Below are 23,699 nucleotides of genomic sequence, written 5' to 3'. Positions count from 1 at the left end.
ACACCATGTTCTGGGCCTCATACCTGCTGGCGGTCCTTGCGATAATCCTGGCCTGGCCGGTGCCAATCCTCCTGTCACAGGCCCAGTGGTAAGCCAGGTCGCCCTTCACGGCCATGCTGCTGTGGCAGGCGATCGCGCTCGCAGGTGGACTTTCCATGATCGGCGCCATGCTGGTCTACGGCCTGGAACCTGTTGGTGACAACCTCATCGCGGGGCTGCGCGCCCTTGCCGGCATGGTGCTTTTCAATGCCCCCACCACGGCACTGGGGTTCTGGCATATCTTTGCCCTGTCCGCTGCCGCCCTGCTCACGGCCCACCTGGTCTTCACACTGCTGCTGACGTATTACAAAATCCAGCGGCAGCGACGCCGGCACCGGGAACTGCTGGACCTGCTGGCCTCGCCCTCGGCCCAGGGAGCGGGAACGCTCGTCATCAACCACGATTCCCCTGTCGCCTACTGCCTCCCGGGCGGCGCCCGTTCGGTGACCGTCCTGTCGGACGGCCTTATGGCGGCCCTTGAACCGGCCGAACTGCGTGCCGTCCTGATCCACGAAAACGCCCACCTGAGCCAGCGGCACCACCTGCTGCTCTGGGCCTTCGCAGCCTGGCGGCAGGCCCTTCCCTGGCTGCCCACCACCCGGCTGGCGCAGGAATCGGTGAATTCGCTGATCGAAATGCTGGCCGACGACGTCGCGCTCCGGACCGAGAGCAAAGCGACCCTGATCAAGGCCATCGCCATTGTGGCCAGCGGCTCCGCAGGCAATGCGGGCACCACGGACATCCGTCCGTCCTCTCCCACGCTGGCCCTGTCCGGCCTCGAGGCGGCATCGGGCGGGCCGGGCGCTGACGCCGTCCGGACCGCAGCGTCCAGGGTCAGCCGCCTCCTGACACCGCAGCCCCAGCTTCCAGCCGCCGTCCGCTGTGCGGTCATGACCGGCTGCGCCGTGCTCCTGGCACTGCCCACCGCACTGCTTGTTGTCCCCGGGCTGCTCGGCTGAAGACACCTGCCCGGCCACAGGCTGACGCCGTCGCCCGCAATCAGGCGTCGATGCGCTCCCGGTCCAGGCTGGATGCGCCGGCAATGATGAAGTCCTTGCGCGGGGAAACGTCCGAGCCCATCAGCAGGTCGAAGATCTCTTCCGCCTGCTGCGCGTTTTCGATTCCCACCTTGCGCAGGGTGCGGTGCCGCGGATCCATGGTGGTCTCGGCCAGCTGCTCGGCGTCCATCTCCCCCAGGCCCTTGTAGCGCTGGATCGGTTCCTTGTACCGCTTGCCCTCCTTGGCCAGGCGGGCCAGGAGCACGTGAAGCTCGGCCTCGGAGTAGGTGTAGATCATCTCGTTGGCCTTCTGACCGGCGTTGATGACTTCCACCCGGTGCAGCGGCGGAACCGCGGCGAACACCCTGCCTTCAAGGATCATGGGCCGCATGTACCGGAAGAAAAGGGTCAGCAGCAGCGTCCGGATGTGGGCACCGTCCACGTCGGCGTCGGTCATGAGGATGACCTTGCCGTAGCGCGCGGCGCTGATGTCGAAGCTGCGGCCGGAGCCTGCCCCAACCACCTGGATCAGGGCTGCGCACTCAGCGTTGGAGAGCATGTCCCCCACCGATGCCTTTTGGACGTTGAGGATCTTGCCGCGGATGGGCAGCAGGGCCTGGAAGTCCGAGGAGCGTGCCAGCTTGGCCGTGCCCAGCGCGGAGTCGCCTTCCACGATGAACAGTTCGGAACGTTCGACGTCGTCCGTCCGGCAGTCGGCAAGCTTGGTGGGCATCGAGGAGGTTTCCAGCGCGTTCTTGCGCCGTTGGGTCTCCTTGTGCACGCGGGCCGAGATGCGGGACTTCATCTCGTTGACGATCTTTTCCAGGAGCAGCGCCGACTGGGCCTTGTCGTTCCGGTTGCTGGAGGACAGCTTGGCGGAGATTTCGCGCTCCACCACCTTGGCCACGATGGCGCGTACGGCGCTGGTGCCCAGGATTTCCTTGGTCTGGCCCTCGAACTGCGGTTCAGCGAGCCGGACGGTCAGCACTGCGGTCAGGCCGGCGAAGATGTCGTCCTTTTCGATCTTGTCGTTGCCGGCCTTGAGCTTGCGGGCATTGGCCTCCACGGCTTTGCGGAAGGTCTTGATCAGGGCCTGTTCGAACCCTGACTGGTGCGTGCCGCCCTTCGGGGTGGCGATGATGTTCACGAAGCTCCGCACGGTGCTGTCGTAGCCGATCCCCCAGCGGAGCGCCACGTCCACCTCGCAGTCGCGCTCGACCTCGGCCAGCTGGCTGTGGCCCCGTTCGTCAAGGACCGGGACCGTTTCCTTGAACTTTCCTGCCCCGTGCAGCCGCCAGACGTCAGTGACGGCCGGGTCCGCTGCGAGGAACTCGACGAATTCGGAAATGCCGCCGTCGTGGTGGAAGACCTCTTCGTGGGGGCCGGCCTCGCCAGGGGTACCGGGGACCTTGCGCTCGTCCCGCACGGTGAGCTTAAGGCCAGGCACCAGGAAGGAGGTCTGGCGTGCACGGGCAGCGAGGTCCTCGTAGGAGAACTTGGCGTCCGGGGTGAAGATCTGCCGGTCCGCCCAGTAGCGGATCCTGGTCCCGGTGACGCCGCGCTTGGCCTTGCCCACCACGTCCAGGACGGAGTCGTTGACGAACGGCGTGAACGGTGCTGCCGGGTCCAGTCGGGAACCTGTGTCCTTGAAGCGGCCGGGTTCACCGCGGCGGAACGACATGCGGTACGTCTTGCCGCCGCGGTCCACCTCGACGTCCAGCCGCGAGGACAGTGCGTTGACCACGGATGCGCCCACGCCGTGCAGGCCGCCGGACGCGGTGTAGGAGCCGCCGCCGAACTTGCCACCGGCATGGAGCTTCGTGAACACCACTTCGACGCCGGTGAGGCCCGTCTTGGGCTCCTTGTCGATGGGGATGCCGCGGCCGTCGTCGTGGATTTCCACTGAGTTGTCCGCATGGAGGATGATGCGGATGTCGTGGCCGAATCCGGCCAGGGCCTCGTCCACGGAGTTGTCGATGATTTCCCAGAGGCAGTGCATGAGGCCGCGCGAGTCGGTCGAACCGATGTACATGCCCGGGCGCTTGCGGACGGCTTCAAGGCCTTCCAGGACGGAGAGGTGCCGGGCGGTGTACTCAGAGCTGGGTGCCACTGGTGATGAACTCCTTCAGGGACGTCGACGCGGCGCTGGGACCGCACCTTCCAGAGTAGTCGGCGGCAGCGGCCACAGGCGTCTGCCACACCCGCGGGCCGGTGTGCGGCGCGCCACGGGCCCCGGTGACGGGCGGAACTGGGCAGTTCTTGACCGAACCTTGCGGATACGCGCACAGCGAACTTGCCCCATCCTTGCGATGGTTTGGATACGAATGCTGGTTATATAGATGTACTGATCTACTAAGGAGGCCGATATGACAACAGCAGTGGCAGACCGCACGCTAAATGCACTGGACCGGTGCGACCGTTGCGGAGCTCAGGCATATGTCCGGGTTGTACTCGAGTCCTCCGGCGGTGAGCTGTTGTTCTGCGGCCACCACGCCCGTGCAGTCGAGGCGACGCTCAAGCCGTTGAGCTCCGACTGGCACGACGAGACGGGAAAGCTTCACGAGAAAGCTGCCGTTGAAATCGACTAGATGAGGCATCGGTAACACGAACCCTGCGGGACTCTTCCACACGGAAGGGTCCCGCAGGCGTTTAAGGACGCGCAGCCGGACTGGGCACGGCCGCATACGGAGCAGGGCACCTGCCGACCCGGAGACAACAGAGCGGGAAATAAACAGGGGCCGTCCCGGACCCACTTTTCAGTGGATCCGGGACGGCCCCTGTTTGGCCCTGCGAACGGTTTAGTCCAGGTAGTCCCGCAGCACCTGCGACCTGGACGGGTGGCGGAGCTTGGACATGGTCTTTGATTCGATCTGGCGGATCCGCTCGCGGGTGACGCCGTAGACCTTTCCGATTTCGTCTAAAGTCTTCGGCTGTCCGTCCGTCAGGCCGAACCGCATGGCGACGACGCCGGCCTCGCGCTCGGAAAGGGTATCCAGCACCGAGTGCAGCTGCTCCTGCAGGAGGGTGAAGCTCACGGCGTCAGCCGGGACAACGGCCTCAGAGTCCTCGATCAGGTCACCGAACTCGGAATCGCCGTCCTCACCGAGGGGGGTGTGCAGCGAAATCGGTTCGCGGCCGTACTTCTGGACTTCGACAACCTTTTCAGGGGTCATGTCCAGTTCCAGTGCCAGCTCCTCGGGCGTGGGTTCGCGGCCCAGGTCCTGCAGCATCTGGCGCTGGACACGTGCCAGCTTGTTGATGACCTCAACCATGTGCACCGGGATACGGATGGTGCGGGCCTGGTCGGCCATGGCGCGGGTAATGGCCTGGCGGATCCACCACGTGGCGTACGTGGAGAACTTGAAGCCCTTGGTGTAGTCGAACTTCTCAACGGCGCGGATCAGGCCAAGGTTGCCTTCCTGGATCAGGTCCAGGAAGAGCATGCCGCGGCCGGTGTAGCGCTTGGCCAGCGAGACCACCAGGCGCAGGTTGGCCTCCAGCAGGTGGTTCTTGGCGCGCTTGCCGTCGTGGATGATGAACTCAAGTTCCCGCTTGTACTTCGGATCCATGGATCCGTCGTCAGCGGCGATCTTCTCCTCGGCAAACAGCCCGGCTTCGATCCGCAGCGCAAGGTCCACTTCCTGCTCCGCGTTGAGCAGTGCCACCTTGCCGATCTGCTTCAGGTAGTCCTTGACGGGGTCAGCGGTGGCGCCGGCGGACATGACCTGCTGCACCGGGGCGTCATCGTCGTCGGCGTCGGAGTAAACGAAGCCCTTGCCGCTGCCGGCGGCACCCTTGACGGGTTCAGCGTCGGCATCCTCAACTGCCTCCGCACCTTCGAGGACGATGTCGTCGAGGTCTTCCTCGACTTCTTCGACCTCGTCCGGGTCAACGTCACCGGCGGACTTTCCAGCGGCCGCTGCTGCAGCCTTGGCGCCGGGCTTGGGCCCACGCTTCTTGGGCTCGCGCTTGCCGTCCGCTCCAGCCTCACCGGCCGAAGCCTTGTTGGCAGCCCGCGTGGCTGCCCGCTTGGCGTTGGTCGCGGCCTGCTTCTCCTCAGGGGACAAGACGTCCTGGGCGGCGGAATCCTTCTTCGTGGAAGACGGGGTCACAGAAAACCTTTCTAGCGGTGGTCTGTGGAATCACCATACGGGCAACACCACTATGACCCTGTCAAGTCCGTGATGAAAACCAAGCGCCACCACGGTAAGCAGAGTCACTTAAGACAACTCCCGAAGCGGCTGTAATGTTCCCTCGCGGGGACGGTTACAAGCACTCGATACACGGACCCAACCGGGTCTCGGCATCCATTGTCTCATGATTTGCCCGGATCGGGCCTCCCCCGCCGCCATCAGCTCACAAAGGTTCCTTACCGCCCGCCTTCTCCCCCGGGCTTTCCTCCCGGAACTTCTGCCAGGCGGCATCCTTCCGCGCAGCCCAGCCGCACAGTGCTCCCCTGCCCACGAGGTCCAGCAACAGTTCAGCGAGCCGATAGCCCGGTTCAAGGTCAAGGGCCTGGCCCAGATAGGCAGCCGAATAGGATCCGCGGCCCCGGCACCATGAAACCCAGCCCTGAAGGGTCAGCGCGGCAACTGCCGGGCGGCCGCCCAGCACAGCCAATTGCCCAAGGACCCGGTCCAGCGCATCCAGGCCCTCCCAGTCGGGAACGTCCGGCGCCAGGCCCATCAGGACCTCGCCATAACCGGCAGGAGTGGAGCGGGAAAAGCCCCGGGCGCCACGCACCAGGCGCAACCGCCGGGGCCCGGCAGCCGGGTCCGGCGTGCCGCCGGATTCCTCCCGCATGCCTTTCCCCCGTGGCCGGAGGCCCGGGAAGTTCACCGGAGGCAACAGCGGCAGCGGCACCACAGAGGCTGCGCCGCCGTCCGCACTCACATCGTCAAGGACTCCAAACTGTTCGGCACCGGCTTCCGCAACGCTGCGACCGGCCGCTGCCATCACCAGCACAGCATCGCGCCAGGTAGGACAGAGCAGCGTGGCACGGAGGAAAGCGTCGCGCTCAACGTCGGGCACCCACGGCCCTGCCTGCGACCGGTCCAGCAGCAGTTCCCAGAAGTCGAGCACGGCATTGAACTGCGCCCTGCATCCGTACCTGCCGCCAAGCTCCTCCTCCCAGCCGGCCTGGGCCTCAAGGACGGCGGCCAGATGCATGGCGGGGACCGCCGTCGCCGGGCCGCGGCCTGTCCGGGGAGCCGGGCCAACGCTGCTGCCCCGGTACACCATCTCAGCGTTCAGCATGCTGTCCCTGATCTGCTGTACGGGCCGTCCCGGAAGCGGGCAGCACGAAGGATCGGCGCACGACGCGTCGCGCCAGTATCGGTCTCCCACAAACCAGGCCTCGCGCACGGGCATTCCACCTTGGGCAAGGGCTGACTGCACCGCCGAGATCAGGTGGTCGTAGGAGGACGGCGGAACCATCCCGGCGTCGCTGGTGAAAACGGCCAGCAACGAGCCGTCAGCGTCCCGGTCTGCCTCGAGGTAGCGGCGGACGGCGCGGGCGAAACCGGCCGGGGCTGCCTGGATGTCCCGTCCGGGAAGGTCGAGCCGCAACGTGGCGCCGAGCCTGGTGCCGTGCAGCGTCATGGCCACCAGGCTGGAGACGGGCCAGTACCCCAGGGAGTGCGGGATGAAGCCAAGGATGTCTTCGGGACCGCGGACTGTTAATCGTTCTGAAGCTGTCATGGCTCCAGCTTTCGCCCGGACTCCGGCCTCCTGAAAGGGGATCCCGGCGTAAGTGGACAAGTCTGCCCCCGGCGATCAAAACCGGGCCTGTGCAGGAGCAGTCAGTCGTCCGTAGGCGTTGTCTGGCGGCGGCGCGCCAAACTTTCCCGGCGCTGCCGGGCCAGGGCGCTGCGCAGTGGCGGCACCACGATCCCCTGGTCGGCCATCTGCCGCCGTACCTTCCGCCGGGAGGCCAGAATGGCGGCCGCACCGAAGGCCAGGAGCAGGAACTGGACGCTCAGGGCCAGCCGGAAGGGATCCAGCCCATACAGCACCCCCTGCGAGAAGCCCGAGGCGTAGAGGACGTCGAGCACCAGGCCGATCAGGAAGATGGACACCAGGGCCGCGATGAAGCCGCCAACGTTGACGATCCCGGTGGCTGTGCCGATCCGGTGCGCCGGGTTGAAGGTCCGGGCGAAGTCGAAGCCGATCATCGATCCCGGGCCGCCGATTGCCAGCACCACCACCAGGCCGGCCAGCAGCCACAGCGGAGCGCGGCCGGGCAGCAGCAGCACCGCGGCCCAGGCTGCGGCGGTACCGCCGGCGATCAGCAGGACCATGGTGGAACGCCGCAGCGGGTGCCGCGAAACAAAACGCCCAATGAACGGGCCCACCGCCATGGCGGCAGCGACGTAGAGCGCCATCAGGGCGGCGACGGTTCCGGCGTCCAGGCCCTGGCCGGAGATCAGGAAGGGATAGCCCCAGGTCATGGCAAACACGGTGCCGGAAAACTGGATGGTGAAGTGGCTCCACATGCCCAGGCGGGTACCGGGCTGGCGCCACGCCCGGGCCAGCGACGCTCCCGTGGCCCGGAGGCCCTGCCGCGCGTGCGGCCGTTCGGTGCCCGGCGGAGCGTCCTGCAGCAGCAGGACGACCAGTACGACGGCGAGGGCGGACATCCCCGCCAGCATCAGGAACGCGGGGGTCCAGCCGGAGAGATGCAGGACCAGCGCGAAGGGCAGGACACTGAACAGTTGGCCCAACTGCCCGGACATGCCGGTCAGCTGAGTGACCAGGGGAACCCGGGAGGGAGCGAACCACAGCGGAATGAGCCGGATCACCGAAATGAAGGTCATGGCATCGCCGGCCCCCACCAGGACGCGGCCCAGGACGCCCCCGGGGATGCTTTCGGCAAAGGCCAGCTGCAGCTGCCCGAGTCCCATCAGGACCGCGCCGCCGGCGATCATGGCCCGCGATCCGAACCTGTCCACCAGCAGGCCCACGGGGATCTGGAGACCTGCGTAGACCAGCAGCTGCAGGACGGTAAAGAAGGAAATGGCGGAAGCGCTGGCGTGGAACCGCTCCGTTGCCTCGAGTCCCACCACGCCGAATGAGGTCCGCTGCGCCACGGCCACCAGGTACCCGAAAATTCCAATGGTCCAGATAAGCCAGGCGCGGGGTGCAGTCACCACTTCATTATGCCCGGCGCGTGCGCGCACCCCGGAAGCTGTGACGCCGCGCTACTGCCCCGGGTTCTCCCTGGCCAGGTAGGCTTCCACGGCGGCACCGAGGTCGTCGGCGTCGGGAAGCTCGTCGTTCTCGTTGGCCAGCAGCGACCGGCGCACCATGCCGTCCGCTTTCTCGTCGTACCGGGTTTCGAGGCGGGAAACCACCTGCTGGACTTCCTCGGACGCTTCGATCTGTTCGGCGATCTGGCGGCTGACCTCGCGGCCCGATTCGCGGAGCCGGTCGGTGGGCAGCATGAGGGACGTCGCGGCACCCAGGTATTCCAGTCCGGCGACGGCGGCGGTGGGGTACTCGGCTTCCGCCAGGTAGTGCGGGACGTGGATGACGTACCCGGCAACGTTGCGTCCCGCCTCGACAAGGCGGAGTTCCAGGATGTGGCCCACAGCGGCAGGAACTTCAACGGTGGGCTTCCAGACGGAGATGCCTTCGATGAGCTCGGGCCGGTTTCCGTGAACCGTTACGCCTACAGGGCGGGTGTGCGGCACGGGCATGGGAATGGAGTGGATCCAGGTGACCAGGTTGACGTCGAGCTTCTCCACAATGTTCACGACGGCGCGGGCGAACCGTTCCCACTGCAGGTCGGGTTCGAAGCCGGCCAGGAGGAGGAAGGGTTTCCCCAGTCCGTCCACCAGCCGGTAGAGGGCCAGCCGTGGCTCCTGGTAGTCCTGGATGTGGTCTTCGACGAAGCTCAGGTGCGGCCGCCGGGACCGGTAGTCGATCAGCTGGTCAGCGTCGAAGACCGCAACGGGCTGCGCGTCGAGGGAGTCCAGCAGTTCGGCGTTGATCTGCTTCACCACGTGGCCGGCGTCGGCAAACCCGGTGAAACCCATGACCATGTTCAGTCCCTGGAGTTCAGGGCTGTGGAACAGCTCAATGTTGCTGGCATAGAGCGCGTCGGGGTCCAGCAGGGAGCCGGAAATCCGTTCAAGCACGGCATGTTCCTTTCAGGGGTGCGGGTGGACATCATTCATAACGCGGGAGGCGTACCGGGCATTCCGCCGGCAGGTGTGGCGCACCTCTCAGGAAATTCTCCTGCGGCACCGGGGAAGGGCTACGATCGGAACTGGCCTGCCAGGCGGGCTTGCACCCACCCCGGGACCGTCCGGAACGGCCGGATCCAGGCCAACATGGCAGAGCGCCCAACATGCATCCCTGCCCGAACATTTCGAGAATTGAGGACTCATCCCTGTGGTCAAGAATACTGAAGTCAACCTTAGTACCGTCTCGCGGGACCTTAAGAAGAGCCCCAGCGACGCAGTGGTCATCGGGGTGGGGCAGGGAGCTGACGGCCCGGTCCTGCTGGACAACCCGTTGACGGCGAAGTCCGCGGAGGCACTCGCGGACTCGCTCAAGGCACTTGGGGTGACCGGTGCTGCCGACCAGCTGGTCCGCCTGCCGGGCCTGCCCGAAACCGGGGCAGGCATCCTGGTCCTCGCCGGCGTCGGCAAGGTTCCCGCCGCGGGGACGCTCACGGGTGAGTCGCTTCGCCGGGCAGCGGGGTCCGCAGTCCGGCAGCTGGCCGGACTGGCCACGGTTACCCTGGCATTCCCCACCGCCAGCCTGCAGGACGTCGCGGCGGTTGCGGAGGGTGCCGCACTGGGCGCCTATTCCTTCACGGAGTTCCGTTCCTCGAATGACGGGCTGAAGGATCCTGTCCGCAATGCCGTGGTCTTCACCGAACTGGCGGCCAGCGCGGACCTCGACGCGGCCCTTAAGCGTGCCGGGCTGGTGGCCAAGGCCGTTAACCACACCCGTTCACTCGTCAACATGCCGCCCAGCCACCTCTACCCCGAATCTTTCGCAGAGGCCGCCAAGGAACTCGCCAAGGGCCTGCCCGTCAAGGTGACGGTCTGGGATGAGAAGCGCCTTGAAAAGGAAGGCTTTGGCGGCATCATGGGCGTGGGCAAGGGCTCCACCCGCCAGCCCCGCTTGGTCAAGGTCGAGTACGCCCCTGCGAAGGCCACCGCCAAGATCGCCCTCGTCGGCAAGGGCATCACGTTCGACACTGGCGGGATCTCCCTCAAGCCTGCCCTGAACATGGGTGACATGAAGAGCGACATGGCGGGCGCCGCCGTCGTCCTCAACACTGTCCTGGCCCTCGCCGGACTGGGGCTGCCGGTGAAGGCGACGGCCTGGCTCTGCATCGCGGAAAACATGCCCGGCGGTGGCGCCTCACGCCCCGCGGACGTGCTGACCATGTTCGGCGGCAAGACGGTTGAGGTCCTCAACACCGATGCGGAAGGCCGGCTGGTCATGGCGGACGGCATCGTCGCTGCCAGCCGCGAATACCCGGACGCCATCATCGACGTCGCCACCCTCACCGGCGCGCAGCTGATCGCACTAGGGAACCGCACCGCAGGAGTCATGGGGTCGGACAGCGTCACGGGCGCACTCAAGTCAGCGGCTGACCGTGCCGGTGAACTGGTGTGGCCCATGCCCCTGCCGGAAGAACTGCGCCCTACCCTCGATTCCCAGGTGGCAGACCTGGCCAACATCGGCGAACGGCACGGCGGCATGATGACCGCAGCCGTGTTCCTGCGCGAATTTGTGGGTAAGGACAAGGCAGGCGAACAGATCCCCTGGGCGCACATCGACATCGCAGGACCGTCCTTTAATAACGGCAGCCCGTACGGCTACACGCACAAGCAGGGCACCGGATGCACCGTCCGTACCCTCGTGGCCTACGTGGAGGACATCCTGGCCGCCGCCTGACAACGGCTGCAGCCCCGGTGGCACGCGGCTCTGCGGCCAGGTGATTCCTGTGCCACAGAGCCGCGTGACACTGGACACAAGCGCTCCACAAACGCATTGCCAAGGTGGAGCATGGATAGGTGGTTCGCTAAGGTGAACCACGGTAGTCACAAATGCAAGAGAGTTGCCCTGCTGACATAATCACGGCAGTGCAAGTTCCAAGACCAGATGATGCGCGCTGATCGCGTCATCGTTCACGCGAGGGAGCGTTTTAGTGGCCGATCAGGCAACTGCGCAAGAATTCGACATCCTGGTACTCGGTGGCGGCAGCGGCGGATACGCTGCGGCGCTGCGTGCGGTACAGCTCGGCCTCACCGTCGGCCTCGTGGAGAAGGGCAAGCTGGGCGGCACCTGCCTCCACAACGGCTGCATCCCCACCAAGGCCCTGCTGCACTCCGCAGAGCTGGCCGACCACGCCCGTGACTCCGCCAAGTACGGCGTGAACGTCACCCTCGACGGCATCGACATCAACGCCGTCAACGCGTACAAGGACGGCATCATCGCCGGCAAGTACAAGGGCCTGCAGGGTCTCATCAAGTCCAAGGGCATCACCGTCATCGAGGGTGAAGGCAACCTCCAGGGCACCGACACCGTCGTGGTGAACGGCACCGCCTACAAGGGCAAGAACATCGTCCTGGCCACCGGCTCCTACTCGCGCACCCTTCCGGGCCTGGAAATCGGCGGCAAGGTCATCACCTCCGACCAGGCCCTGACCATGGACTACATCCCCAAGAGCGCCATTATCCTGGGCGGCGGCGTCATCGGCGTCGAGTTCGCCTCGGTCTGGAAGTCGTTCGGCGTGGACGTCACCATCGTCGAAGGCCTGCCCTCCCTCGTTCCCAACGAGGACGCCACCATCGTCAAGAACTTCGAGCGCGCCTTCAAGAAGCGCGGCATCAAGTTCTCCACCGGCATCTTCTTCCAGGGCGTGGAGCAGAACGACGACGGCGTCAAGGTCACCCTGGTGGACGGCAAGACGTTCGAAGCAGACCTGCTGCTCGTCGCCGTCGGCCGCGGCCCCGTCACCGCCAACCTGGGCTACGAGGAAGCCGGCGTCACCATCGACCGCGGCTTCGTCATCACCAACGAGCGCCTCCACACCGGCGTCGGCAACATCTACGCCGTCGGCGACATCGTCCCCGGCGTGCAGCTGGCCCACCGCGGCTACCAGCAGGGCATCTTCGTGGCCGAGGAAATCGCCGGCCTGAAGCCTGTAGTGGTCGAGGACATCAACATCCCCAAGGTCACCTACTCCGAACCCGAAATCGCCACCGTTGGCTACACCGAGAAGGCTGCCAAGGAAAAGTTCGGCGACGACCAGGTCCAGACCCAGGAATACAACCTGGTAAGCAACGGCAAGAGCTCCATCCTGGGCACCTCCGGCCTGGTCAAGCTGGTCCGCCAGAAGGACGGCCCCGTGGTGGGCGTCCACATGATCGGCGCCCGCATGGGCGAGCAGGTGGGCGAGGCCCAGCTGATCGTGAACTGGGAAGCATACCCCGAGGATGTGGCGCAGTTGCTGCACGCCCACCCCACCCAGAACGAAGCCCTCGGCGAAGCGCACCTGGCGCTGGTAAGCAAGCCGCTGCACGGCTAGTTCCCACCAGCATTACCAGGCCTGGTGCACCCGGTCGCGCAGACCGGGTGCACTAGGCTTCCAACAAGGCAGCAATCATTCGCACTAAAGATCAATAAGGAGAACGGGGACGACATGTCTGAATCCGTTAACTTGCCCGCCCTCGGTGAGAGTGTCACCGAAGGAACCGTCACCCGCTGGCTTAAGCAGGTAGGTGACCGGGTAGAGGTGGACGAGCCGCTGCTCGAAGTCTCCACCGACAAAGTAGACACTGAAATCCCCTCTCCTGTAGCTGGCGTGATTGAAGAAATCCTGGTCGCTGAAGACGAGACCGCCGAGGTAGGCGCACCGCTGGTGCGCATCGGTGACGGCTCCGGCGGCGGTTCCGCCCCGGCCGAAGAAGCTCCCGCGGCCGCTCCGGCACAGGAGGCTCCCGCACAGGAAGCCCCCGCTGAAGCAGCGCCCGCACAGGAAGCACCTGCCCAGCAAGCCCCTGCCCAGGAAGCTCCGGCTGCCGGCGGCGAAAGCCACGAAGTAACCCTCCCCGCACTGGGCGAGAGCGTCACCGAAGGCACCGTCACCCGCTGGCTCAAGGCCGTGGGCGACTCCGTCGAGGTCGACGAGCCCCTGCTCGAGGTTTCCACCGACAAGGTTGACACCGAGATCCCCTCCCCGGTTGACGGCACGCTGCAGGAAATCCGGGTCAACGAGGACGAGACCGCCGAGGTTGGTTCTGTGCTCGCCGTTATCGGCTCCGGCGCCCCCGCTGCCTCGGCTCCGCAGGCTGCGCCCGCAGCTCCCCAGCAGGAAGCTCCCAAGCAGGAGGCCCCCAAGCAGGAGGCTCCCGCTCCGGCGGCAGCACCGGCCCCCGCCGCAGCTCCGGCGCCCGCCCCGCAGGCTGCCCCGGCAGCCCAGGAAGCCGCGCCGGCCGCGGGTTCTGAATCCGGCTACGTCACTCCCCTGGTCCGCAAGCTGGCAAACCAGCACGGCGTGGACATTTCCTCGCTGTCCGGCACCGGTGTCGGCGGCCGCATCCGCAAGCAGGACGTCATTGCCGCCGCCGAAGCCAAGGCCGCTCCCGCAGCGGCTCCGGCTGCAGCCCCTGCCGCTTCTGCCCCGGCCGCGTCGGGTGCAGCTGCCTCATCGCTGCGCGGAACCACCCAGAAGGCTCCCCGCATCCGCCAGGTCATCGCCCGCCGCATGCGCGAGTCCCTCGAGGTCTCCACGCAGCTCACGCAGGTGCACGAAGTGGACATGACCAAGGTCGCCAAGCTGCGCGCCCGTGCCAAGAACTCCTTCCAGGCACAGAACGGCACCAAGCTGACCTTCCTGCCCTTCATCGCCAAGGCAGTGGCCGAGGCCCTGAAGCAGCACCCCAAGCTCAACGCTGCATACGACGAAGACAAGCAGGAAATCACCTACCACAACGCCGAGCACCTGGCGATCGCCGTCGACACCGACAAGGGCCTGCTGGTTCCGGTCATCTCCGACGCCGGCAACCTGAACCTCGCCGGACTGGTAAGCAAGATCGCCGACGTTGCTTCGCGTACCCGCGATGGCAAGATCGGTCCGGACGAACTGTCCGGTGGCACCTTCAGCATCACCAACATCGGTTCGGTGGGCGCCCTGTTCGACACCCCGATCATCAACCAGCCTCAGGTGGGCATCCTGGGTACCGGCGCCATCGTCAAGCGCCCCGTTGTGGTTGCTGACGAAAACGGTGACGATTCCATCGCCATCCGCTCCATGATGTACCTGTCGCTGACCTACGACCACCGCCTGGTGGACGGTGCTGACGCAGGCCGGTTCCTCCAGACCCTGAAGGCACGCCTTGAAGAAGGCGCATTCGAAGCGGATCTGGGACTGTAGCAGCCAGCCACGAACGACGGCGGCGGGTGCCAACGGTGGGATAACCACCGGCGGCGCGCGCCGTCGTCGTTGTTTAACGCGCACCCGGCACAGGTTGGCAGCGTGGCTTTGCTACAGGCTGTAGAACTGACTGGCTAAGCTGGAGCCATGACTATCCTCTTTAACATCCTGGTTTTCCTGCATGTGGTGGGCGCGGCCATGATCGTGGGCTACTGGATCGCCACGATGCGGACCCCCACCGTGCACCCGCGCCAGCGTGATGGCGCCTTCCTGCAGCTGCTCACCGGCATCGCCATGATGGGCATCCTTCCGTTCCTGCCGGACAAGGATCCCAACTACGCCAAGCTGGGCATCAAGTTCGTCATCGCTGTCGTGGTTGCGGTCCTGGCCGTGATCGGAACCCGCAAGGTCAAGAACGGGCAGCCCGTCTCCACCGGGCTCGCCCACGGCGTCGGCGGCCTGGCACTGGTCAATATCGCCATCGCCACCATCTGGCAGTAACCCGCCCACATCCGGGCACCCGGTCATAATCCTCTGAGAGCGGACAATCCGTGCACCGGAGGGGCCGGGTCCCTAGGATGGGAAACGGTGGGCCCGGCCATGCTGCCGGACCCGGACCGAATCGACGTTGAGGAGAGACATGGCTACAACACGCAACGCCCACACCGTATGGACCGGAAGCCTGACCGAGGGCTCGGGGAACACCACCCTGGACAGCTCCGGCCTTGGCACCTTCGATGTCACCTGGAAGGCGCGCACCGAGGCTGCCGGCGGAAAGACCAGCCCGGAAGAGCTGATCGCCGCTGCCCACTCGGCATGCTTCTCCATGGCCTTCAGCCACGAGCTCAGCCAGGCAGGCTTCACTCCCGAAGAGGTCAACACGAAGTCAGAGGTCGGTTTCCAGCCGGGCACCGGCATCACCGGCAGCCACCTGACCCTCAATGCCCGCATTCCGGGCATCTCTGAAGAAGACTTCCAGCGCATTGCCGAGGCCGCCAAGAAGGGCTGCCCTGTGTCCCAGGCCCTGGCCGGAATCGAGATCACCCTCGACGCCACGCTGCAGTCCTAGGCCGCAAGGCCCCGCACAACGCCAAAGGCCCTGCCCCTCCGGAATTCCGGAAGGGCAGGGCCTTTGTTGTTGCCGGTGAGGTCAGCCGTCGTCGGCGGCGCGCAGCGGAGCAGGCAACAGTTTCCGGTAGCCCGAGCGGGCCGGAGGCCGGTCAGTGGGCAGTTCCTGGATCATTTCCTTCAGTGCACCGATGCCGTACTCCAGCTGGGGATCCCGTCCGGCAGCATAGGCGTGCGGCGGGTAAGTCACCTCGATGTCCGGATCGACGCCGTAGTTTTCCACGCTCCAGCCCACGCCGCCGCTGAACCAGTTCGCGTAGCGGGGCTGCGTGACGCCGGTGCCGTCCGCCAGCGTGAAGCGGTTGTCGATGCCAACAACACCGCCCCAGGTGCGGGTTCCGATCACAGGGCCGATGCCGCGCAGCTTCGAGACCTGGGTGATGATGTCGCCGTCGGAGCCGGCGAATTCGTCTGCAAGGATGATCACCGGCCCCCTCGGCGCGTGGTGCGGGTAGGTGCGCGGCTTCTCCCCGCGCGGCATGCTCCAACCCGTGACCTTGCGGCCAATGAGCTCAGCGACAAGCTGCGAGGTGTGTCCCCCACGGTTGCGGCGCACGTCGACGATCAGGCCATCGAACGCGGTTTCCGTGTCCAGGTCCCGGTGCAGCTGGGCCCAGCCGTTGGCCATCATGTCCGGAATGTGCAGATAGCCGAAGGTTCCGTTCGACGCCTCCCGGACGGTCCGCCGGTTGCCCGCCACCCACTCCTGGTACCGCAGGCGCTCCTCATCCTTGACAGGCACGACGGCGACCCTGCGCTGGGTGCCTTCAGCAGTGCCATGTCCGGGGCCGTTGAGGAGGGTGAGCTCCACGGCGCGGTAAGCCGCCCCGACCAGCTGCATGGCAGGAGTGACGTTTTCGGACAGCGGGACGCCGTCGACGGCCAGCAGGATGTCCCCCGCCTTGGCACCGACGCCCGGTCTGGTGAGCGGGGAGGTGGCCAGCGGGTCTGAGGACTCGCCCGCCAGGATGCGGGTGATCTCCCAGCCGCGGGCGGTGTGCGTGAGGTCGGCGCCGAGCCTGCCTTGTCCGCGGCTGCCGCGTTCGGTGACGGCGGCCGGACGCACGTACGCGTGGGAGGTTCCCAGTTCGCCGTGCAGTTCCCACAGCAGGTCCACCAGGTCGTCGTGGGACCCCAGCCGTTCCACCAGGGGGCGGTAGCGGGTGTGGATGGACTCCCAGTCCTGGTAAGCCATGTCCTCGGTCCAGAAGAAGTCGCGCTGCAGGCGCCAGGCCTCGTCGAACGCCTGTCCCCAGACGCTCAGCGGATCCATCAGGACACGGATCCGGCCCAGGTCCACTTTGACCACCTTGCCGGATTCCTCATCTGCCTTGGCGTCCGACGGAACCACGGTCACCTGCTTGTCGGCAACGAGCACCACTTTGCTGCGGTCGCCGGAGAGGCGGTAACTGTCCACGGCGTCCACGAGGGTTGCCTGCTTGCGCCGCGCGATGTCGTACCGGACCAGGCTGGGACGGGCGTCCTTGTCCTCCTGGCTGGCCTTCCCGTCGCCGGTGACGCCTGTCAGGACGGAGTCGAGCCAGAGGAGTGCACCGTCAACGGCTTTCAGCGAGCTGTAGTTGCCCTGCGGCACGGGAACGCCGATCACGCGGTGGGCCAGGCCCTCCGCATCCACCGTAACGGCAGGCACGGCACTGTCCCCGGCCTCGTCTGCGTCCGTGGGTTTTGCGTCCGCGCCGGCGTCCGGTTCCCCGCCCGCGGGGTCAACCGAAGGGCCAAAGGGCGACGGCGTCTCAGCCGTCAGTGCCACCAGGTACGGCTTGATCGGGCTGGGGAAGGAGAGGTCGAACGAGTGCCCGTCATACACGGGGTCGAAGCTGCGGTTGGACAGGAAGGCAAGGAATTTCCCGTCCGGCGTGAAGGCCGGGGAGGCGTCGCGGAAGCGGCCGTCGGTGACGTCCACCGGTTCGGCGTCGAGCCGGTCCACGGTGGCCAGGCGCAGCCGGCTGCGCGAACCGAAGGAAGTGACAGGCTCCGACCATGCCAGCCAGCGGGAGTCCGCGGACCAGGCCAGTTCGGAAATGCTGCCTTCGCCGATGCTGGCTACCTGTGAGAGGTCACCGCTGCGGGTGTCCACGACGAACACGTCACCGAAGGAGGTCCCGAGGGCAACCCAGTGGCCGTTGGGGCTTGCCTCCAGCGAACTGGCCCGGGACGGTGTCGGGACGGTGATGGCTGGCTCCGCCGTGGTTGCCTGGGCGTCAGCCACGGGCGCTGCGGCCTGTGGCGCCACGTCCGCCTGCTGCTCATCGTCAGAGGGAACGTGGACCGTGGCGGCTGCCGGCGCCTTGGCGCCGGACGCCGGAACGGGTTGGGGAAGGCTGACCGCTTCCGCGTCCTCCCCGCCAGTTGCTGCCGCCTCCGCGGAAGCGTTGGCCGCAGCAGTCCGGGTGTTGGCCTGCCCGTCCACCTTCCCAGCGGTGTGCGGGAGGGGTGCGGCAATGTCCTTGATGTGCAGAGCTTCCACGCCGTCGTGGTCGGCGATGTAGGCAATGCGGCCGTCCCCGAGCGGCCTGGGCAGCCGGCCGCGGACGCCCGGGGTGGCCTCGATGATGCGGGACGGACCGTCTTTGTGGCGCAGCCAGTGGATGGTGCCATGGGACTCCACGGCACTGGCGGCGCCTGCCATATCCGGTGCCACCGCGCCCAGGTGCTTGACGGCGTCGAGCAATGCGGGGCGGCGGGTCTGTGAGGCGGAGCCGAGGGTGATGTCGAGCTTGACCGCGTCTGAAGCAAGGTCGTGGAGGACCCAGAGTTCGCCTGCGGATTCAAAGATGACCCGCTTGCCGTCCGTGGCTGCATGCCGGACGTAGAAGTCCTGGTGGTCGGTTTGCCGGCGCAGGTCCTTGCCGCTGGGAAGCACCGAATACAGGTTGCCGTAGCCTTCGTGGTCGGACAGGAAGGCGATCCGGCCCTCCACCCAGAGCGGATCAGTGAGGTTGCCGTCGAGGTCCGGCAGCAGGCGTTCGAACTCGCCGTTGCCGTCGCGGTCGATCCACAGCTTTCCGGCAGTTCCGCCGCGGTAGCGCTTCCACCATGCCGGCTCACGGGAGAGCACGCTGGCCAGCACCACAGGACGTTCGTCGCCTACCTCGGGCCCGAAGGCAACGGACTCCACCGGCCCGTACGGGAGCTCCTGGGCCCAGCCGCCCTCAAGCGGAACGCTGTAGGCGTGGGTGTGCCGGCTCTCAGCCTGGCGGAAGGCACTGGTAACCACCACGGAACCACCGGTGGTGAATCCCTTGACCTTGGTGGTGCTGTGGCCAAAGTAGGTGAGCTGCCGGTACCCGCCCCCGTCCACCTGCGCGGACACAACCTCCGGCGCCGTTCCCTGGACTACGGTCCACACCAGGCGCTTGCCGTCCGCGGTGAAACGCGGGTTGCGGGCAGGAAGCTGGAGCGAGGAAACACGCCAGGCACGGCCGCCGTCCAGGGGCGCAATCCACACGTCATCCTCGGCCACGAAAGTGACCAGATCGCCGTGCAAATGCGGGAAACGGAAGTAGCTCGAAGAGGTCATCGTTCGATCATAGTCAACCCCCAGGCGCCCCGCGGGAGATACACAACCTGCGCCGCCGTGGTGAGATGGACCATGCACATCGTCATGACCGGCGCCTCGGGGCTCATCGGCACTTCCATGTCCGCGGCATTCCGCAATGCCGGCCATTCGGTGGTGACGCTGGTCCGCCGGCCCCCTGCCAGCGCCACCGAAGTCCGCTGGGACCCTGCGGCCGGCGTCCTGGATCCCGGCGCACTCGCGGGCGCTGACGCCGTCGTCAACCTTTCCGGCGCCGGAATCGGAGACAGGCCATGGACGCGCAGGCGGGTGGAGGAACTTTTCAGTTCCCGTCTGGGACCAACCAGGACCCTGGTGCAGGCCATGGCACGGGCCGATACGCCACCGGCCACCTTCATCAGCCAGTCAGGCTCGAACTACTACGGCGATGCGGGCAACACAGTACTTCGGGAGGACGCACCGACCGGCTCCGGCACCTTGGCACAGATATGCATGGAGTGGGAGCAGGCCGCCCTTGCGGCGCCGGCAGGCGTACGTGTGGTGATACCACGGACCGGGGTGGTGTTCAGCCGCTCAGGCGGCGCGTTGGGCAAGCTGCTCCCGCTCCTGCGCCTGGGACTGGGCGGCCCCTTCGGAAACGGCCGGCAGTTCTGGCCGTGGGTGACACTGCCCGATGTCTCGGCCGCTTTCCTGTTCCTCCTGGGCTCCCCGGTCTCCGGCCCGGTCAACCTGGCCGCCCCGGGGCAAGCGGATGTCAATACCATCGTGGCGGCACTGGCCCACGCCCTGCACCGCCCCGCCCTCCTGCGGGTACCTGCCCCCGTGCTGCGCACCGTCATGCCAGGCCTGGCCGACGAGCTGCTGCTGTCCAGCCAGCGGATGGAGCCGGCGGTCCTTACCGCCGCAGGGTTCACGTGGCAGCACGGGCACCTGGCAGATGCTGCCCGCTGGGTGACTGGAAAGACCGGCGCCGTCTAGCCCTGCCCGGGACACCGGCCCGGTATGCCGGTTCATGGGCCCGGAAGGATGTCGGCCACCAGCCACCGGCCCTCCACGGAGACCAGCACCAGCCGAAGCAGCTGCGGCCGGGTTGGTGCCCCCGTGGCGACTACTGTGTCCCCGGCGTCCACCAGCCGGTACCCGGAGGTAGCGGACACGGCCCGCACCACGGCACGGGCTTCGGTGCCCCCATCTTCGGCGGCTATCTCTGAAAGCGTGGTGGTGAACCCGGTGAGGCGCTGGCCGGACCCGGCAACCCGGCCGGCGACGCGCTGGTCAGCCGCGGCGGCGGCTGACCCGGGGGCGTTCACGTCCGCCAGCAGTTCCACGCCCCCGCTGCTGAAGGCGTAGTCGCGAAGTGCCGCCAGCCCCTGGACAGCTTCCACCGGATCAGCTGCTCCGGCCCGCCGGCGTGCGGTGTCCACGGGCAGAGGAAGCCCTTTACCGCCGTCTGAATCGGCATCCGCGCCGACACCTGCACCTGCACCTGCTGACGGCGCCGATGTTGGTGGCAGCCCCTGTGCGGCACCTCTAAGCCACATGCCGTCCCCTGCGGACGTCGACAGCCACCACGCCACTGCCGCCACCGCGGCAATCAGCGGCAGGACGGAGCGCAGCAGCACCCGCCGCGCCTGCCCACCAACGGGCCCGTCCGCGTGTTTTCCACGGGATTCCACCGCGGCTTTCACCCCAGGCCCGGTTCTGTCCCGTGCCGGTGACGGCGTTCCGTTTGATGCTGGTGACGGTTGTACCTGCGGCTGCCGTGCCGGTGTCGGTTGTTCCCGTGACCGCCGTGCCTGTGGCTGCCGTGCGGACCAGCGGGAAGTCGCCGCCCGGCGGCGCAGGCCCTGGACTTTCGTTCGGAGTGCGCTGCGCTTTGACTCCGCGGGAACCGGGCGCCGCGTCAACAGCTCGGGCAGGACGGTGGGGTGGACTGCGTCGGAAAGATCCACGGGTTGCGGTTCGGCGCTGCGGTATACGGCCGTGGCCAGCGCCAGCGCGTCAGGGCGCAGCCGCCGCTCATCGTTCAGTCCTGCTTCCAGCGCGGCAGCGAGGTCTTTGGGAACCCCGGGAACCAGCAGGGACAACGGTGGACGGTCGGCCGTGCGTCCCGGCGCTTCACCGGTCAGGCAAAACCACCCCAGGGCAGCCACCGAGTACACATCGCGTTCGGGCTGCAGGCCGGCACGGACTGCGTCCACCGGGGCGGGATCAAGGAATCCGCCCGTTCCCGCGGTCCCGGCGCAGCCCGGGTCCCCGATCATCCGGGCGACGCCGAGATCGGACAGCATCGGTTTTCCCTGCCCGGTGAAGAGGACGTTTCCGGGCGAGACGTCGGAATGCGTGAAGCCTTTGCCGTGCAGGTACGCCAGGGCCTGGGCGATCGGCGTCAATACCGTGACCGTCTCCCCCACGCTGAGCCTGCCGCGGGCGGACACCAACTGGGCCAGGGAACCGCCGGCAGCATAATCCATGGTCAGTGTCGTACCACTGCCCGGTTCCGTCCCCTGTACCGCGTCGTGGACCCGGATCAGGTGCTGGTGGTCCAGGACTGACAGGATGCGGATCTCCCGCTGCACCTCCTCCTCGGTGATGCCCGGGCTGCTGCGCGTCCCGCTCCCGGCGGGGCGGAAGCTCTTCAGGGCATATTCCTGTCCCGTCCGTTGCTCCCTGGCCAGCCACACGTCCGCGCTGCCGCCGCGGCCCAGCAGCCTGCCGACCTCGTACCCGGGTACGTCGGGTGCCTGTGCATCGTCCATGGTCCATGTCTAGCCGAGTTCCGTCCGGCGTGCAGAAGTTATCCACAGCCCTCGAAGTTGCAGTCACAAAGAGCAGGGCCGGTGAGCTTGGACACTAAACCGGGCCGGTGCGGCTGCGGGGTCTAAGCTGGATGCCATGACTCTTGAGTTTTCACAGCTGGGTCTTGCCCCCGACTTCGTTGATTACATGGAAGGCTGGGATGCCCAGCGCGAACTCCATGACAAAGTTGTCGCCGGAAGTGCGCCCAGCACAGTCCTTCTTTTGGAGCACGCCGCTGTTTATACGGCAGGCAAGCTTACCGAGGACCACGAGCGGCCCTTTGACGGTACGCCGGTCGTCGCAGTGGACCGCGGCGGCAAACTGACCTGGCACGGCCCCGGCCAGCTGGTGGCCTACCCCATCCTGAAGCTGAAGAACCGCTCCGGGATCAGGGACTATGTGGAGCGGCTGGAAGAAATCATGATCACCGTCATGGCGGACTACGGCATCAAGGCTGAACGCATCAAAGGCCGCGCCGGCGTATGGATCAAGGCCGATTCCAAAGGCCCCGACCGCAAGATCGCGGCTATCGGCATCCGCGTCCTGAACGGCGTCACCATGCACGGCGTCGCCATCAACTGCAGCAACGACCTGGCGCCCTACGGCCAGATCATTGCCTGCGGCATCACCGACGCCGGAGTCACCACCATGTCCCTTGAAACGGGCAGGGAGATCCATCCCGCGGACATCGCGGAGCGGTTCGTGGAGGAATTCCGCAAGCACGAAGAAGCATTGGTTTCGAGCCCTGAAGGAGCTCTACTGTGACATTGGCACCTGAAGGCCGGAAGATGCTGCGGATCGAGCAGCGCAACGCTGCGGTCCCGGTGGAGCGCAAGCCGGAGTGGATCAAGGCCAAGGTCCAGATGGGCCCGGAGTTCGTCGGGCTGAAGAACCTGGTCAAAAAAGAAGGCCTGCACACCGTCTGCGAAGAGGCCGGCTGCCCCAACATCTTCGAATGCTGGGAAGACAAGGAAGCCACCTTCCTGATCGGCGGCTCCGAATGCACCCGCCGCTGCGACTTCTGCCAGATCGACACCGGCAAACCCTCCCCCGTGGACATGTTCGAACCCACCAAGGTGGCCCGCTCCGTCCAATCCATGCAGCTGCGCTACGCCACCGTCACCGGCGTGGCCCGCGATGACCTCGAAGACGAAGGCGTCTGGCTCTACGCCGAAACCGTCCGCAAAATCCACGAACTGAACCCCGGCACCGGCGTGGAACTGCTCATCCCCGACTTCTCCGGCAACCCCGACCACATCAAGGCGATCTGCGACTCAGCGCCCGAAGTCTTCGCGCACAACGTCGAAACCGTGCCCCGGATCTTCAAAAGGATCCGCCCCGCCTTCCGCTACGAACGCTCCCTGGACGTCATCACCCAGGGCCGGAACCTGGGAATGGTCACCAAATCCAACCTCATCCTGGGCATGGGCGAAACCCGCGAAGAAATCAGCGAAGCCCTCCGCGACCTGCACCAGGCCGCTGCGACCTGATCACCATCACCCAGTACCTGCGCCCGTCCGAACGGCACCTGCCCGTGGACCGCTGGGTCAAACCCCAGGAATTCGTGGACCTCCAGCACGAAGCCGAAGACATCGGCTTCCTCGGCGTCATGTCCGGACCCCTGGTCCGCTCCTCCTACCGCGCGCCGCCTCTGGGCCACCGCCATGCGCAAAAAAGGCCGCGACATCCCCGCCGAACTCGCCCACATCGCAGAAGGCATCCAGGACTCCGGCACCACCCGCCAGGAAGCCAGCACCCTCCTCGCTGCACACTCGTGACCTCACCTTTGTGAAGT

15 protein-coding genes and 2 pseudogenes are annotated in these 23,699 nt (G+C 66.6%); 10 read left to right on the top strand and 7 right to left on the bottom strand.

The features are described from left to right. Positions 1–5: 5 nt before the first annotated feature. A pseudogene (locus NMQ03_RS08355) lies at positions 6–998 on the top strand (M56 family metallopeptidase). A gap of 40 nt (positions 999–1,038) precedes the next feature. Here NMQ03_RS08355 and NMQ03_RS08350 read toward each other — a convergent pair. Then, a complete protein-coding gene (locus NMQ03_RS08350; RefSeq protein ID WP_255175176.1) occupies positions 1,039–3,147 on the bottom strand; it encodes a type IIA DNA topoisomerase subunit B in 2,109 nt (702 codons plus the stop codon). 256 nt (positions 3,148–3,403) lie between these two features. Between NMQ03_RS08350 and NMQ03_RS08345 the strand changes: the two genes are divergently transcribed. Further along, positions 3,404–3,625, top strand: a complete 222-nt coding sequence (locus NMQ03_RS08345; protein ID WP_013600696.1) for a hypothetical protein — start codon at positions 3,404–3,406, stop codon at positions 3,623–3,625. A 210-nt stretch (positions 3,626–3,835) separates the two neighbouring features. Here NMQ03_RS08345 and NMQ03_RS08340 read toward each other — a convergent pair whose 3' ends face one another. From NMQ03_RS08340 to NMQ03_RS08325, 4 genes are all read right to left on the bottom strand, one after another. Beyond that, complete coding sequence (locus NMQ03_RS08340) at positions 3,836–5,149, bottom strand: RNA polymerase sigma factor (RefSeq protein ID WP_255175175.1); 1,314 nt, start codon at positions 5,147–5,149, stop codon at positions 3,836–3,838. Between the two features lie 244 nt (positions 5,150–5,393). Continuing rightward, complete coding sequence (locus NMQ03_RS08335) at positions 5,394–6,737, bottom strand: DUF4192 family protein (protein WP_255175174.1); 1,344 nt, start codon at positions 6,735–6,737, stop codon at positions 5,394–5,396. Between the two features lie 101 nt (positions 6,738–6,838). Next, a complete protein-coding gene (locus tag NMQ03_RS08330) occupies positions 6,839–8,185 on the bottom strand; it encodes a nitrate/nitrite transporter (protein ID WP_255175173.1) in 1,347 nt (448 codons plus the stop codon). A gap of 51 nt (positions 8,186–8,236) precedes the next feature. Beyond that, positions 8,237–9,175, bottom strand: coding sequence for a proteasome assembly chaperone family protein (locus NMQ03_RS08325; RefSeq protein ID WP_224025697.1), 939 nt, complete (start codon positions 9,173–9,175; stop codon positions 8,237–8,239). A 256-nt stretch (positions 9,176–9,431) separates the two neighbouring features. On the opposite strand from NMQ03_RS08325, the gene NMQ03_RS08320 reads away from it, so the two are divergent. The 5 genes from NMQ03_RS08320 (at position 9,432) to NMQ03_RS08300 (ending at position 15,508) form a co-directional block, all read left to right on the top strand. Beyond that, positions 9,432–10,955, top strand: coding sequence for a leucyl aminopeptidase (locus tag NMQ03_RS08320; protein WP_255175172.1), 1,524 nt, complete (start codon positions 9,432–9,434; stop codon positions 10,953–10,955). Positions 10,956–11,208: 253 nt separating this feature from the next. Then, on the top strand, positions 11,209–12,591 hold the full coding sequence (gene lpdA, locus NMQ03_RS08315) for a dihydrolipoyl dehydrogenase (protein ID WP_255175171.1): 1,383 nt from the start codon (positions 11,209–11,211) through the stop codon (positions 12,589–12,591). Positions 12,592–12,705: 114 nt separating this feature from the next. Continuing rightward, entirely contained in the window at positions 12,706–14,439 is a 1,734-nt protein-coding gene (sucB, locus tag NMQ03_RS08310; protein WP_255175170.1) for a 2-oxoglutarate dehydrogenase, E2 component, dihydrolipoamide succinyltransferase, read from the top strand. A gap of 147 nt (positions 14,440–14,586) precedes the next feature. Then, positions 14,587–14,940 carry a hypothetical protein gene (locus NMQ03_RS08305; RefSeq protein WP_255175169.1) on the top strand — a complete coding sequence of 118 codons (354 nt, stop codon included), beginning with the start codon at positions 14,587–14,589 and terminating at the stop codon, positions 14,938–14,940. A 139-nt stretch (positions 14,941–15,079) separates the two neighbouring features. Beyond that, positions 15,080–15,508 (top strand): OsmC family protein, encoded by a 429-nt coding sequence (locus tag NMQ03_RS08300; protein WP_175319382.1) that lies wholly within the window; start codon positions 15,080–15,082, stop codon positions 15,506–15,508. Between the two features lie 81 nt (positions 15,509–15,589). Here the strand turns inward: NMQ03_RS08300 and NMQ03_RS08295 are convergent, their stop codons facing one another. Then, positions 15,590–19,108 (bottom strand): S41 family peptidase, encoded by a 3,519-nt coding sequence (locus tag NMQ03_RS08295; protein WP_255175168.1) that lies wholly within the window; start codon positions 19,106–19,108, stop codon positions 15,590–15,592. Positions 19,109–19,180: 72 nt separating this feature from the next. Between NMQ03_RS08295 and NMQ03_RS08290 the strand changes: the two genes are divergently transcribed. Further along, entirely contained in the window at positions 19,181–20,083 is a 903-nt protein-coding gene (locus NMQ03_RS08290; RefSeq protein ID WP_255175563.1) for a TIGR01777 family oxidoreductase, read from the top strand. A gap of 32 nt (positions 20,084–20,115) precedes the next feature. Here NMQ03_RS08290 and NMQ03_RS08285 read toward each other — a convergent pair whose 3' ends face one another. After that, the gene (locus tag NMQ03_RS08285) at positions 20,116–21,864 is read right to left on the bottom strand and encodes a serine/threonine-protein kinase (protein ID WP_255175167.1); all 1,749 of its coding nucleotides are present in this window, start codon (positions 21,862–21,864) and stop codon (positions 20,116–20,118) included. Positions 21,865–22,000: 136 nt separating this feature from the next. Between NMQ03_RS08285 and lipB the strand changes: the two genes are divergently transcribed. Next, a complete protein-coding gene (gene lipB / locus NMQ03_RS08280) occupies positions 22,001–22,669 on the top strand; it encodes a lipoyl(octanoyl) transferase LipB (RefSeq protein ID WP_159632204.1) in 669 nt (222 codons plus the stop codon). Then, positions 22,666–23,682, top strand: a pseudogene (gene lipA / locus NMQ03_RS08275) (lipoyl synthase). Before lipB ends, lipA begins: the two are co-directional and overlap by 4 nt. Positions 23,683–23,699: the final 17 nt, after the last annotated feature.

Origin of the sequence: Arthrobacter sp. DNA4 (genome assembly GCF_024362385.1) — a bacterium.
GTDB lineage: Bacteria > Actinomycetota > Actinomycetes > Actinomycetales > Micrococcaceae > Arthrobacter.
This window is presented reverse-complemented; position numbering and strand designations above follow the sequence as displayed.